The organism is Synechocystis sp. IPPAS B-1465 (assembly GCF_003015225.1).
GTDB lineage: Bacteria > Cyanobacteriota > Cyanobacteriia > Cyanobacteriales > Microcystaceae > Synechocystis.
This window is the reverse complement of record NZ_CP028094.1, coordinates 2,565,291-2,578,971: the sequence shown is the minus strand read 5'-3', so window position 1 is coordinate 2,578,971 and position 13,681 is coordinate 2,565,291. Positions and strand designations below refer to the sequence as shown.

Annotated in this window: 14 protein-coding genes; 8 read left to right on the top strand and 6 right to left on the bottom strand. The window is 49.6% G+C overall.

The features are described from left to right. Nucleotides 1-87: 87 nt before the first annotated feature. The 4 genes from C7I86_RS12125 to C7I86_RS12110 all read right to left on the bottom strand — a co-directional run bounded on the left by C7I86_RS12125 (nucleotide 88) and on the right by C7I86_RS12110 (nucleotide 2,039). The gene (locus C7I86_RS12125) at nucleotides 88-678 is read right to left on the bottom strand and encodes an aminodeoxychorismate/anthranilate synthase component II (RefSeq protein WP_014407140.1); all 591 of its coding nucleotides are present in this window, start codon (nucleotides 676-678) and stop codon (nucleotides 88-90) included. A 36-nt stretch (nucleotides 679-714) separates the two neighbouring features. Continuing rightward, nucleotides 715-1,242 carry a diacylglycerol kinase gene (locus C7I86_RS12120; RefSeq protein WP_010873505.1) on the bottom strand — a complete coding sequence of 176 codons (528 nt, stop codon included), beginning with the start codon at nucleotides 1,240-1,242 and terminating at the stop codon, nucleotides 715-717. A 64-nt stretch (nucleotides 1,243-1,306) separates the two neighbouring features. Next, nucleotides 1,307-1,846, bottom strand: coding sequence for an rRNA maturation RNase YbeY (ybeY, locus tag C7I86_RS12115; RefSeq protein WP_010873504.1), 540 nt, complete (start codon nucleotides 1,844-1,846; stop codon nucleotides 1,307-1,309). 4 nt (nucleotides 1,847-1,850) lie between these two features. Then, nucleotides 1,851-2,039 carry a DUF3285 domain-containing protein gene (locus C7I86_RS12110; protein ID WP_010873503.1) on the bottom strand — a complete coding sequence of 63 codons (189 nt, stop codon included), beginning with the start codon at nucleotides 2,037-2,039 and terminating at the stop codon, nucleotides 1,851-1,853. A gap of 229 nt (nucleotides 2,040-2,268) precedes the next feature. Between C7I86_RS12110 and ilvN the strand changes: the two genes are divergently transcribed. From ilvN to C7I86_RS12085, 5 genes are all read left to right on the top strand, one after another. Beyond that, nucleotides 2,269-2,787, top strand: coding sequence for an acetolactate synthase small subunit (gene ilvN, locus C7I86_RS12105; RefSeq protein ID WP_014407139.1), 519 nt, complete (start codon nucleotides 2,269-2,271; stop codon nucleotides 2,785-2,787). Between the two features lie 99 nt (nucleotides 2,788-2,886). Then, the gene (locus C7I86_RS12100; protein ID WP_010873501.1) at nucleotides 2,887-3,834 is read left to right on the top strand and encodes a hypothetical protein; all 948 of its coding nucleotides are present in this window, start codon (nucleotides 2,887-2,889) and stop codon (nucleotides 3,832-3,834) included. 93 nt (nucleotides 3,835-3,927) lie between these two features. Further along, complete coding sequence (locus C7I86_RS12095; protein ID WP_010873500.1) at nucleotides 3,928-4,482, top strand: glutathione S-transferase family protein; 555 nt, start codon at nucleotides 3,928-3,930, stop codon at nucleotides 4,480-4,482. Between the two features lie 157 nt (nucleotides 4,483-4,639). Further along, nucleotides 4,640-8,359 (top strand): HEAT repeat domain-containing protein, encoded by a 3,720-nt coding sequence (locus C7I86_RS12090; RefSeq protein WP_010873499.1) that lies wholly within the window; start codon nucleotides 4,640-4,642, stop codon nucleotides 8,357-8,359. A gap of 26 nt (nucleotides 8,360-8,385) precedes the next feature. Further along, on the top strand, nucleotides 8,386-9,156 hold the full coding sequence (locus C7I86_RS12085) for a hypothetical protein (protein ID WP_010873498.1): 771 nt from the start codon (nucleotides 8,386-8,388) through the stop codon (nucleotides 9,154-9,156). 1 nt (nucleotide 9,157) lies between these two features. On the opposite strand, the gene C7I86_RS12080 is transcribed toward C7I86_RS12085, so the two are convergent. Continuing rightward, the gene (locus tag C7I86_RS12080) at nucleotides 9,158-9,862 is read right to left on the bottom strand and encodes a carbonic anhydrase (protein WP_041426032.1); all 705 of its coding nucleotides are present in this window, start codon (nucleotides 9,860-9,862) and stop codon (nucleotides 9,158-9,160) included. A 177-nt stretch (nucleotides 9,863-10,039) separates the two neighbouring features. Here C7I86_RS12080 and purU point away from each other — a divergent pair, with 177 nt between their 5' ends. From purU to C7I86_RS12065, 3 genes are all read left to right on the top strand, one after another. Next, nucleotides 10,040-10,894: a formyltetrahydrofolate deformylase gene (gene purU, locus C7I86_RS12075; protein ID WP_010873496.1), complete on the top strand. Its 855-nt coding sequence runs from the start codon at nucleotides 10,040-10,042 to the stop codon at nucleotides 10,892-10,894. 93 nt (nucleotides 10,895-10,987) lie between these two features. Further along, nucleotides 10,988-11,989 (top strand): glycosyltransferase, encoded by a 1,002-nt coding sequence (locus C7I86_RS12070; protein WP_010873495.1) that lies wholly within the window; start codon nucleotides 10,988-10,990, stop codon nucleotides 11,987-11,989. 31 nt (nucleotides 11,990-12,020) lie between these two features. Further along, entirely contained in the window at nucleotides 12,021-12,704 is a 684-nt protein-coding gene (locus C7I86_RS12065; RefSeq protein WP_010873494.1) for a helix-turn-helix domain-containing protein, read from the top strand. Here C7I86_RS12065 and C7I86_RS12060 read toward each other — a convergent pair. Beyond that, the gene (locus tag C7I86_RS12060) at nucleotides 12,686-13,666 is read right to left on the bottom strand and encodes a ribonuclease Z (RefSeq protein WP_010873493.1); all 981 of its coding nucleotides are present in this window, start codon (nucleotides 13,664-13,666) and stop codon (nucleotides 12,686-12,688) included. The two genes, C7I86_RS12065 and C7I86_RS12060, sit on opposite strands and share 19 nt — an antisense overlap. Nucleotides 13,667-13,681: the final 15 nt, after the last annotated feature.

Genomic DNA, 13,681 nt, shown 5'->3' with positions numbered 1-13,681 from the left:
TGGGGCTAGGAATGCCATGGAACAATGGGGGTAACTTGGTTGGGGGTTAAACCTTGACCGACTTAGGCCGAATTGAGAGGAAAGTTCCTAACCGAGACTCTGCAGAAAGTTTTCCAGCATTTGCTTCCCTTCCTTCGTGAGAATACTTTCCGGATGGAATTGCACACTCTGCACATGGGGATAGTCCCGGTGCTGAAAAGCCATTACCATGCCGTCGGCCAACCAGGCCGTCACCTCCAGGCACTCCGGCAAACTCTCCCGCTCAACGATCAGACTGTGGTAACGGGTTGCTTGCACGGGACTGGCTAGACCAGCAAAAATGCCCTGTTGTTGATGGTAGATCTGGGAAGTTTTGCCGTGCATCAATTCCGGGGCGGCCACCACCTTGCCCCCAAATACTTGGCCAATACTCTGGTGCCCCAGGCAAACGCCTAAAATCGGCGTGGAGGCGCTGAGCTTTTCAATTAACTGGAGGGAAATGCCCGCGTCATCGGGACGGCCAGGGCCGGGGGAAATAACAATGGCATCGGGCTGGAGGGATTTAACTTCTTCGAGGCTAATTTGATCGTTGCGATACACCTTCAGATCTTCGGCTACGGCGTATTTCTGCCCCAATTCGCCTAAATACTGAACGAGGTTGTAGGTAAAACTGTCGTAGTTATCTATGACCAGAATCAACTGGAATGCTCCTTTACGGTCAAATGTGGACGGGGATTAGACCATCAAGGATAGCAGTGGTGGTAATAATAAACAGCCCCCCACTATCACTGCGGCGATCGCCGCTAATAATACTGCTCCGGCCGCACAGTCTTTGGCAATTTTAGCTAGCTCATGGTAGGACTGCCCCACCGTTAAATCCACCACCGATTCCAGGGCTGTATTTAACAACTCCAAAATCATTACTAGGCAGGAAGTCAGGGCCAGCACCGCCACGGCGATCGCCTCTAAATGCAACAGAGAGGCCGCTGTGATGACCGCTACCCCTGTGAAGGTATGGATACGAAAATTCCGCTGGGTGGCAAAGGCATAACTAACTCCGGCCCAGGCGTAACGAAAACTTACCAAGAGATTGGGGGCCACCTGCCAGGCATTTTTTCTCAACGGCTTTTTAGCACCGGGCTTGGAGGCAGGTACCACCAGACCCAGGGGAGGAGGGGGCTGGGTCTGATTAGCCTTGCCGGATAAACCCTGATCAGCAAAAACCGCCGAGGATGGGGAAGACATGGGATATACCGATTTCATGAGCTACGACTCCGAGCAGTGTAGTCGACAGAACAATTCTCCTATGTAACCTGGATTACAAGTTTTAGGTGAATAGGGGAGGATTTTGGCCGATTAAAGTTAATAGATGGGATTGTTCGGACAACATGGTGGTGAGGGAGGCTTCGTCGGGGTGATCCCAACCGAGGAGATGGAGTAGGCCGTGGGCCGTTAACCACACGACTTCTAATTTTGCACTATGGCCCCGTTCCCTAGCCTGATGGTCAGCCCGTTCTAGGGAGATCACTATATCACCCAAATAAAGGGGTTCCTCCGTTTCTTCAGATTCTATTAAGGGAAAATCTCCTTCTAAGGCCGCAAAAGCCAACACGTCGGTGGGCTTATCCTGGTGGCGAAATTTACGATTTAACTCTTGGATACGGCGATCGCCGGTGAATAGTAAGGTGAGTTCGTAGCTGGAGGCGGGGGGAAGACAATCTGCCAGGTATTCCAGCCAGCGTTGACACCACCCTTGCCAGGGATTGGTTAGTAACTCTTCCACCCCTGAACTCGCCATGGCGGAACCAGTCAAATCAGTTTGTAAGCTTAATTCCACCGCAATCTTGTTAACAGAGGTAGGGGCCATGGCCTTAGCGGGTTAGGTAGGAAATCCCCACCAGCACTCCGAGGAGGGCACTGGCGGACAGAAAAAAATGGGTTAGGGATTTGCCCTTTTTGCGCACCATATTACGCATAGCCAACTTAACGTAGGTCGGTGGGGGTTCCGCTGGGGCAGGATTGGTCATTTCCGGCGCTTCCGGGGTGGGTAAATCACTCATAAAAATCTATGGCAAGGGCAAAAACAATCGTTTAAGATCCGACGGACTACTCTTCAGCTTCCCTAACTCTAGTGAGGAATTTTGCAAAATGCAAGCTTGCCCGGCGGGCATGGTAGGATATAAGGCTGGATTTATCAACGAATTTCACTAACTTTGCACGACTGGGCCCTAACCCAGACCGGTGGAATTTTACCCCAATGGCCACCGGCGATCGCCTTCTTTGCCCCCCATGAAACACACCCTCTCTGTTTTAGTTGAAGATGAAGCCGGAGTGCTAACCCGCATTGCCGGACTATTTGCCCGCCGTGGTTTTAACATTGAGAGCTTGGCGGTGGGGTCGGCGGAACAGGGGGACGTTTCCCGCATCACCATGGTGGTGCCGGGGGATGAGAACACCATCGAACAACTGACCAAGCAACTCTACAAGTTGGTTAACGTAATTAAAGTACAGGACATCACCGAAACTCCCTGTGTGGAAAGGGAATTGATGCTGGTGAAGGTGAGCGCCAATGCCCCTAACCGAGCGGAAGTGATTGAGCTAGCCCAGGTATTCCGGGCCCGCATTGTGGATATCTCCGAAGACACCGTCACCATCGAAGTGGTGGGGGACCCGGGTAAAATGGTAGCAATCCTCCAGATGTTGGCCAAGTTCGGCATTAAAGAGGTGGCTCGAACGGGCAAAATTGCTTTGGTGCGGGAATCCGGCGTCAATACGGAATATCTGAAATCCCTGGAATCCAAGTTTTAGGGCCTATCCTTCCTTCTTTAACCATTGATATCCATTGGCCTCAAGCACGTCTCCCCAGGGTTGTCCTGAGCTCTTTGCCCAGTATTTGCAAACATCTCCATGGCTGATCGATTTTCTCCATCAGACCCCTCCCTCGCATCCCAACTGGAAGCTACCCTGGGGCAACTTGAACAGGTAATTCAAAAGTTACAGGCCAATCCCCAACAAGGCATCCAACTTCCCCGAGCAGCCGTTGACCGCCTCCAGGCCACGGCTAGCCGCTTAGCGGTGTTGGTCAATAGTTCTGCAACTTCTGCCCCCGCCCCTCTGCAACCAGGCCCCCTACCTGGTGATCTGCAAACGGAACAATGGGACGATTTTTTTGCTGAATCTGTAGAAACAGATGTTAGCGCTTCCCCCCAAGTTAATAAAGTCAAACCCCGTAAAAAAGGGAAATTCGGTATTTTGGCCACCATTGCCACTGCCCTGTTGGGAATTTTGGTGGGGATTGTCCTTTGGATTGGTATTCCCCCCCTTAATCTGCCGCCACTTTGGGATCAATTAGCGACCCAATGGGCTAATGTAGCAACGCTTTTGCCGACTAAAGAGCAGCCCCCGGTGCCCCTGGCCGATTCCACGCCCAATACCGTCAATACATCTCCCGAAAAGACAACCAATTTAGTTGAAGAGACCGGATTACCCACAGTCCTGGAAGCCCCCTCTCCCCCCGCACCCGTGGCCGTTTCCCCCCTGCCCCTGGCCCCCTTAACTCCGGAACAGAGTTTATTGGCGGTGATTCAGCGGGAATTAGTAGATTTAGAAGGACTTTATCCTCCCCAGTTGATGGAGCGCATCGAACCAAACTTTTTAGCCAGTCGCTTGACCTTGACGGTAGGCGATTCCTGGCAGGAATTGTCCCCCAAACAGCAACAAACCCTCCTAGATGCCCTATGGCAGAGGGCCCAAAAACTTTCCTTCCGACGACTGTGGATTTACGATCTAAAAGGGGATCTCATTGCCCGATCGCCGGTGGTGGGCCAGGATATGGTGGTTTTTAATCTTCCGTAGGGCGATAACTTTTTTGCAAAACTCTGCTGGGGATCGGTTTCCCAAGCCAGGACAACATCTAGGATTAAACAGCATCAAATCGGAGAAAAAATCATGATCAAACTATACGGTGCCCCCCAAAGTCGAGCCTCCATCATTCAGTGGTACTTAGAAGAATTATCCCTGCCCTACGAATTCGTCAACGTTAACCTCAAGGAAGGGGAACATCGCCAAGCTCCCTATTTAGCCATTAATCCCTTTGGTAAGGTGCCGGCGATCGCCGATGGGAACTTTCATCTCTGGGAATCCGGTGCAATTTTGCTTTACTTAGCGGAAAAAGCTAGCACCATTCCCGCCGATGCCCAGGCCAGAGCTCTAGTTAACCAGTGGATTTTATTTGCCAATTCCACCCTGGCCAATGGTTTATTTATTGAAGCAGTGCGGGAAAAGGAAATGCCCCGACTGTTGCAATCTTTGGAGAAAATTTTAGGGCGATCGCCATTTATCCTCGGAGAAAAATTTTCGGTGGTGGATGTGGCCGTCGGTTCAATTTTGGCCTATGTCCCCATCATGCTCAAACTTAATTTTGACGACTATCCTGCGGTGGCGGCCTACGTCCAGGGCCTAGTGCAACGACCGGCTTTCCAAGCTTCCATCGGTGCCCGCTGACCAGTGACCAGATCAACCTGGGAAACCCTAACCCCATGGCCCCATCATAGTTTATTTTTATAGTCAAAATAAACTACATGATTGGTGGAAGTGCGAATTTGTCGGTAATTATTTGCCCCGGCCAACGGTTCTAGGGTAGGTAGATTTGGTACAGTGAATGCCAGAGGGAATTTATTCTGCCTGTGACCCAAAATTCCTGGCGATCGCCCCCAATTCCTGCTTCCTCCCCACCTTGTTGGCAACTACCATGGTCCACTCCTCCAGCCTTTCAGGGACAGCGAACAATCACCACGGTCAAGAAAATAACCAGGAAAGTTCCCCGAATGTCCCCGACTGGGCCACGGTATGTCAACAGTTGCTCTACCGGGCTCTCCCCTGCACCTCAGTGCAAACTCAGCCGGAATGGGTTGTGAAAAAAGCCGGTCGCATTCCCCGTTCCCTTAAGGTTATTGCCAGCGGATCTACCGGCGGCCACAACGCCCCGGCTAGCTATGGCCCCCTGGAATTTTTGGACAGTTTATTAACTCCCATCGCCGAGGGAGGGGAAAAAAGCCGTTACCTGGCGATCGTGGGGGAAGCGGGATCTGGGAAAACAATTTTTTTGCAACATTTTGCCCAGGGGCTCTGGCAACGCCACCAAGAAGGCCAGGCCCATTGCTTACCCATCTGGCTTAACCCCTCTCGTTTTAAACACCGGAGCATCAAAGACTATCTATTTGGTCCTTGGTTACAAGAAGCCATGGCCCTCGAAGAAGAAATTCCCCCGGCAACTTGGCGGGATAGTTTACTGCTGGGACTCCAGACGGGGCAGTTTTGGTTAGTGTTAGACGGCATTGATTACACCTTTACCGACCCAAGCCAGATGTCCGGGGCCCAAGGCAGCCTTACCTGGCTCAAGGATAGTTTGGCGGAAGTGCCCACCACTCCGGTGCTGTTGAGTTGTCGTCCGGACACCAGGCGCAACGATCCCCGGGGACTGGCCGGTTTTACCCGTTATCAAATCGAGCCACTGGTCTATCCTGATAACGTGGAAATCGCCATTGAAGATTATTTCAGCGCCGATCGCCCGGGTCAACCGGAAAACCCCGGTAAGCCCAATGCCCTAGCCAATGCTTTGAAAGAGGCCCTGGCCAATCCCTCGGTGAGGTATTTACGTCCCTATCTCCTCCGTCCCCGGCGCTTAATGCTGTGCTGTCGCTTTTGGGCAGATCAACCGAGGGACTTTCCCGTCAGCAGTGGAGCTCTGTATAACAAATTAGTTAAGGCTTTTTATCTGTGGCAGAGTGAATGGGCCCCTACCAAACCAGGACAGCAGGATGAGTTGGCCCAGCTTTTGGGTCAATTAGCTAAACAAATGCTGGGGGAAAACCGAGCTGACCATCGGCCCCTGGCCCCGGTGGAAGTGGAAAAAATTTTTGGCAAAGATTCCCCCCTGTTGCGTTCGGCTTTGCAATTGGGCTGGTTAATTCCCAAGACTGCTGTGCGCAAAGGCGTTTGGGAAAGGGGCTATGGCTTTGCCGACGACACTTTTCGGGATTATTTTGCCGCCCTGGCGATCGCCGATTGGCACTTTTTCCTAGATATTTATCGGCATCAGTATCGTATTTTCGATCCAGAGTGGCAGAGGGTATTGGCCTTTTGGTGGGGAAGGGAAGATATCAGCTTAGTCAATAAACAAGCCTTTCTCCAGGCAATGTTGGAGTTTGACGACCGTTGTAGCCCGGAAAATTTTTACGGACTCAGGGCTTTGGAGTGTGCGGCCCTGGCCCTAAGGGAATGTCCCGACCTTGCCCAGGCCGATGAAATTGTGGCCAGATTATTAGCCCAGGGATTGCCGCCCATGGCAGGTAATGGGGGTCAACAAAAATGGGTGACGGCGCTTTTGACTGAAACCCACCGCGCGCCAGTGCTCCAAGCCCTGCTCAAAATTCTACAAACCACCGAAGATGACCGGATATATGGTCAATGCTGCCAATGGCTGGGACAGTGGGGGCAGGGATTTCCCCAGGCGATCGAAGTTTTAGAGCAACAGTTAGCCCTCCATGAACAATCTAGTTTGCGCTTTGCCATTGCCTCCGCACTGATTTTAATTGATCCCAATAGTTCCCCCGGGGTAGCTACTTTCTTGGCGGCATTGCGCCCTGGCCAAAAAGATTACAGCCTAGCCCTCCAGACCTTAGCCCATTGTGCCGTGGGCAACTTGCCGGTGATTAAAGCTCTGCTGGATTTTCTTTCTCCCAAATTATCGGTTCTGCACCATCGTCAGGTGTTGCAATGTTTGGAAGTGGTGGGCAAAAACCACAGCCTGGTCATTGCCGGCCTGCTGCAAAAACTAAGGCTTTATCCCCCTGGGGCTTTTCTCTGCCAGACAGCCGAAAGTCTAGAAAAAATTGACCCCGGCAACCCCACTGCTCTGGTCGTTCTCCAAAGGCATATCCAAGCAGATCAACCCCTACCGTTGCGAAAACAAGCCATCTATAGTCTGGGGGAAGTGGAAGTGCCGTCGCCCACCGTCGTAGCTGGCTTAGCTGACCTATTGATGGCGGAGGAGGATGTTTTTGTCCGTTGGTTAATTGTCAGTAGTCTGGCCAAAATTGGCCAGGGAGACCCCTCGGCGATCGCCACCCTAACTACCCTAGTGGAAAAAGCCGTGGCCCAACCCCGCACGGAAGAAGGGGACTGGTTGCTCAATGAAACTATCCAAGCTCTGCTAAAAGTCGATCCCCAGAACGTCGGCATTTTGTCTTCCCTGGTATATTTGTTGGAAAACACCGAAACCAGCGAGCATCTCCAAACTTGGGCCGAAATTTTAGGCCGCATTGATCCAGGTAATCCCATCGCCATTAATACTCTCCTACGTCTATTGCGTAACAAGGAGGATCCCTATGGCCAACGACAGGCCGCCGCCAGTCTAGCCACCATTGATCCAGGTAACCTTTCTGCCCTCATGGCCCTGATCAATCTCCTGCAAAATGGCGACAACGAAAGTATCCGCCTAGCGGCCGCCCAAGATTTAGCCCTGGTGGGAAAAAATAATCCTGCTGTGTTGGCGGCCCTAATCCGTGTGGTTGGCACCGATACTGAGGCAGAAATACTCCGGGGTGTGGTGAAAACCTTGGCCCAAATCGGCTCTAACAATCGGGAAGTGACCCAAGCCCTGGTGGGATTACTGCTGGAAAATCCTGAAGATCGGGTCCGTCAGGATGGAACCCAGGCTTTGATCAAAATTGTGCCCCGTAAGTTATTACCCACGGTGGTTTATCAGTTGCGGGAGCTATGTGCCCGGCCCCAAGGGGAAAACTTGGCAGACCATTGGCAAATTTTTTGGTACTGTGCCCGACAAATGACCTATGCTGACTTTTATCAAGCATGGCATCAAACTCCCCTGGCGGTGTCCGGCACCAGTATTCCTGGGAAAAGTTCTAAACAAAGATCCTTTTTCCGATACTCCCTGGCCCAAACTTTACAGGGGGAAAGTGATCCCCTCAATGGTTGTCGGATAATTTGGATTGATACTAGTCAATTTTTGAACTTGGATAATCCCAGTGTGGATATCTACGACCAAATGCTTGACCAAGATTGTCCTGAATTTGACGGAGCTATCCCTGATAATTTATCTAAACTGCGGTTCTACTGGCATCAACTACAACGGAAGCAAGGTCATCCCCTTCTGCTGTTGTTCGAACAGTTGAGTCCCTCCCCCCTAGACCTGGAACAACTTTGGCAGCAGTTGGGCACTTTCCATGGCCCGATCGCCATTTTGGGGGTGACGCCGGCCCCGAAAACTGTGGTGTTGCCCTATTTTCAGTTGCGGGAATCCCAAACTACGGCGGCGGACATTGTCGCTTGGTTGCAAAATTGTCTCACCTCCCCTTGAATTACTAAAATCATCACACTTTGGCTATGACCTATTGTTTGGGTTTAATTAATCGTTTTGGCATGGTCATGGGGGCAGATTCCCGCACTAATGCGGGGGTAGATTATACTTCCGCCTATAAGAAATTATTTGATTATTCTCTCCCTGGCGATCGAATTTTAATTCTTTGCACCTCCGGCAACCTAGCCATTACCCAGGCGGTGCTCCATCAGATTGACCGAGATATCCAGCGGGATGACGGGGACCATCTCCACAACATTGCCACTATGCACGAAGTGGCCACTTACATCGGCGGTAAGGTGCGGGAAATGCAGGAAAAAGACCGACCATGGCTAGAAAAAGATGGCATTGATTTTCAGTGCAATTTCCTCTTGGGAGGGCAAATTAAGGGGGAACCGCACCAGGAATTGTACTTGATTTATCCCCAGGGTAATTTCATCCAAGCCACCAAGGAGACTCCCTTCCTACAAATTGGCGAAACTAAGTATGGCAAGCCGTTGCTGGACCGCACCATCACCTATGACACCCCCCTGGAAGCCATGGCCAAATGCGCCTTGCTTTCCATTGACTCCACTATGAAGTCAAATATTTCCGTTGGGCCCCCCATTAATCTGACCATGGTGGAGGCCAATCATTTTTCCGTGCGCCATACACTACAACTACGCTTGGGAGATCCCTACCTGGCTAAAATGCGTAGCCTGTGGGAATCCTATGTACGTCAAGCTTTCGAGTCCATGCCCAATGTGGAATGGGAAGCCAGCCAAAGCGATTCCGGGGAAGATGTCTTGATTGATTGAACTACAACAGTGTTACAATGCCCGACTCTAGATTGTAGTAAGCGCCCATAATCAATAACCTTTCTTCAGCTATCAATTGACTTAGCACCGGGGATTGTATGAGTACTGCCATTTGGTGTTCAACGTTGGCTTTCGTGGCCATGACCACACTGGCGGCATTACTGCTGTCATCGGTAACAGAGCCGATATCAATTTTTTTGATCACACTGCCAATTTGTCCCGGTAAATCTCCCCCATCCATGGCGGCTTTCACAGCCCCACAACCTTGGTGTCCCAAAACCATCAACACCTTTGCTCCCAAAACTAGGGTGCCAAATTCCAAGCTTCCCACCTCCTGAGGGGTTGCGACGTTGCCGGCAATGCGACAGATGAACAAATCCCCTAAACCCTGATCAAAGATAATCTCCGGCGGTACTCGGGAATCGGCACAACTAAGGATAGCGGCAAAGGGATTTTGACCTTGGGCCACTTCCGCAAGACGATAGAGGTCTTGGTTGGCCTTAACCCTTTTTTGTGCGGCAAAACGTCCATTGCCCTCCATCAATTCCGTTAAAAGTTGCTGGGGCGTTTGGTTAGCAGACTGGGCCTGGGCAGCCGGGTTACCAGCCATTTGATTGCCCAGTATGGTGGCCATCAAGCTAGTGCCGAGGAAAGCTCCGCCATATTGGATTAACTGACGGCGATCAATAGTAGGGATTTTAGCCATGGGGTAATTTAGCTGAGTATCAGGAAGAACAACTAAAAAAACTGAGGTATTTTGAGTTAGGGCAAATTTTTCAATTTTCCCCATCATAGTCAGAAAAATTCCCTGGGGGCACTAAGTGGGAAAATGACAAGGTGGACTATCGTCTCATATTCCTAGGGCTGTATTCCTTTGTCTTTGATGCAAAATCTCACCGCAACACTGCTTGTTTCCTGTCCTGACCAACCGGGCATTGTGGCCCAAATTGCCCAGTTTATTTATCAAAACCAGGGCAATATTATCCATGCCGACCAGCACACGGACTTCTCCAGTGGACTTTTTTTAAATCGGGTGGAGTGGCAGTTGGACAATTTTCGCCTATCCCGTCCGGAGTTGTTATCCGCTTGGTCCCAATTGGCTGAGCAACTCCAAGCTACTTGGCAAATTCATTTTTCTGACCAGTTGCCCCGGTTAGCCCTCTGGGTGTCCAAGCAAGACCATTGTCTGCTCGATATTCTCTGGCGTTGGCGATCGGGAGAGTTGCGTTGTGAAATTCCCCTCATTATTAGTAATCATCCTGACCTCAAATCCATTGCTGACCAATTTGGCATTGATTTCCATTGTTTACCCATTACGAAAGAGAATAAATTAGCTCAGGAAACGGCCGAATTGGCTTTGTTGAAACAGTACCAAATTGATCTAGTGGTGTTAGCAAAATATCTACAAATTTTAACCACGGATTTTGTGGTTCAATTTCCCAACATTATTAATATTCACCACTCTTTTTTACCGGCTTTTCCCGGCGCTAATCCCTACCATCGTGCCCATGAGCGGGGCGTAAAAATCATTGGAGCCACCGCCCACTATGCCACCGCCCAATTGGATGAGGGTCCAATTATCGAGCAGGATGTGGTCAGGGTTAGTCACCGGGATAATGTGGACGATTTAATTCGTAAGGGAAGAGATTTAGAAAGGGTGGTGCTGGCTAGGGCCGTGCGTTTACATTTGCAACATCGAATTCTTGTTTATGATAACCGCACTGTGGTGTTTGCTTAATTTTAGTGACATTCAGATCAAAAGCTAAGATTTATTTTAGTGTTTTAATATTTATTAACTTATTTTTATTCCGTATATTTAAATCAAACTTCAATGCGTAAACTTTACTTTTTATTACCGGGATTAGGGGGTAAATTCGTCTGTGGCGGCCTATGGGCAGAATTAAAAACCATCAAGCTGGTACAAGAAATTTGTCCTGCCACCATTGTTACCTATAAACAGCGGGAACCAAACACGCTTTTTTTAGATGATATTTTGTCTCAGGGAGATTTAGGTCAAGTAATTTTTGTGATTAGTTGGGGCTTTGATATTCCCAAATTAGCAAAAAAATTGCAGGGTTATCGGGTAATTTACCACGCCCACAGTACCGGCTACGGCTTTGATTTACCGACAGCTTTGCCCATCGTTTGCATTAGCCGCAACACCATGGGTTATTGGGGACAACGATCGCCCCATTCTTTACTGTATTATTTACCCAATCATATTTCCGAAGATTTCAGTGATTTAGGCCTAGTCCGGGACATTGATGTGTTGGTGCAAGCTCGTAAATCATCCCACTATTTATTAAAACAATTAATTCCGGCTTTACAGAGTCAATGTAACGTAAAAGTAATTGACAGTTACGTAGAAGATTTAACGGGAATATTTAACCGGGCTAAAGTTTATCTTTACGATTCAGCAGAATATTGGGCGCAACAGGGAGTAAGTGAAGGTTTTGGCCTGCAACCCATGGAAGCCATGGCCTGTGGCTGTCATGTTTTTTCTAGTGTCAATGGGGGGCTCTCCGATTATCTAGACCCTGGATTTAACTGCGAAAAAATTGCTGGTTACGCTCTGGACTACGACTGTCAAAGAATTCTAGGTGTGGTAAAAGGTTCTAGGCAATGGCGCAGGGTAGACCCCAATTTGTTGGCAGAGTATCGTCGGGAAAATATTTTAGAACGGTTAAGGGTGATTTTATTAGATATTAACGAATTTTTTGATTATCATCCCAGTTTTAGTCAAACCATTGAACCTTTAACCCAAAGAAGAATTGCTTGGCTAAAGTTTAAAAGTTTACTGACAAAAGTAAAAAATAAGTTTAAGTCAAGCTAAAACTTGATCGTAATCATTTTGTTAATTCCCTATGACTAATATTCCTTACCGAGAAAATTTACAACGACTTTGTGAGCAAGCTGGTTATGCTTCTCTGTCTAAACTATCAGAAACGGCAGACATTTCCACTTGGTATCTCTACCGTTTAGAGCGGGGTTTGATAGCACAAATTCCCCTGGGCGTTATGGTCAAATTGGCGATCGCCTTGGGTTTAACCCTAGAAGAGTTGTGGCAAGAATTGGGTGGAGGAAACGAATTAGGAAAAATAGAACAAGATCAAGCGGTGATCGAGGAAAACCAACAACTACAGCAGACCATTAAGGCATTGCAAGGGGAATATACCAGACTGCAACGGCAATTGACCTATCAATCCCAGCAATTGGAAAGTCAATGGCAACAAAAAGCTCTAGAAATTCTTGAGCCTTGGTTACTGCAATGGCCCACTGCCGCCGCCGCCGCCCAACAAAATCCCCAATGGCCAGCCCAAAAGCTTTTACCCCTCACTAAACCCATCGCGACCCTACTTCAACAATGGCAAGTGGAGGTGATCGCCACTGTGGGGGAAATGGTGCCCTACGATCCCCAATACCATGAATTTATCGGTCCAGGGCCACGGCCAGACGTTGGGACCATGGTGATGGTGCGTTACGTGGGTTACCGACGCAGCGAAGCTTTACTGTATCGGGCTAAGGTCGGCTATGCAGGGGATGCCTGAGGGGTTGACATTGCGATGGCAGGATCGGCTGTGCGGCGAGGAATTTCCACCGTTAAAAAATCCCTAGCCAAACGGGTATTGGGAAAAATAGCTTGGGCTTCCGCCAGTAGATTTTCCAGTTGCAGGGGATTGCCGGGGGCATAGCGGGGGCTGAAATGGGTCATGATTAACTGCTTGACATTGGCCAACAAAGCTACCTGGGCTGCCATGGTGGAAGTGGAATGGAGCCGGTCAAAGGCTAGCTGGGCATCCTGATGGGCAAAAGTGGCTTCATGTACCAGCAAATCTGCTTCCTGGGCCAAGGCGATCGCCTCTTCACAAAAGACCGTATCAGTACAGTAAACAAATTTCCGGCCCGGTTCCGGTGGTTCACAGAGGTCCTGACCTCGAATTCGGCGACCATCTTCCAGGGTGACGGTTTTTCCCTGTTTTAACTGGCCGTAAATAGGACCAAAGGGAATGCCCAAAGCTTCCGCTTGCTCCACATTGAAACGCCCTGGCCGTTGCTTTTCCTCCACTCGATACCCATAGGCCGGAATGCGATGTTTTAGTAAACCGCAGTGGACTTGAAAATCCTTATCTTCGTAAATTAGCCCATTTTCTCGGACAGTGTGAACTTTGAGGCGTTTGCCCAGGTGGGTACTAGAAAAACGGCAACAGGCTTCTAAATAATCCCCCAAGCCCTCTGGGCCATAAATTTCAATACCTTGACCGGAGCCAGCTAAACCGGAGCTAGCCAATAAACCCATCAGCCCAAAAATGTGGTCGCCGTGGAGATGGGTAATGAAAATGCGGGTCAATTGGGAAATTTTGACTTCACTGCGCAAAAACTGGTGTTGGGTGCCTTCTCCGCAATCAAATAACCACAATTCCGCCCTTTGGGGTAAACGGAGGGCAATGCTGGAAACATTGCGGTTACGGGTGGGAACGCCGGAGCTGGTACCAAGAAAAGTAATTTCCACAGAAAAAGTGCTTAC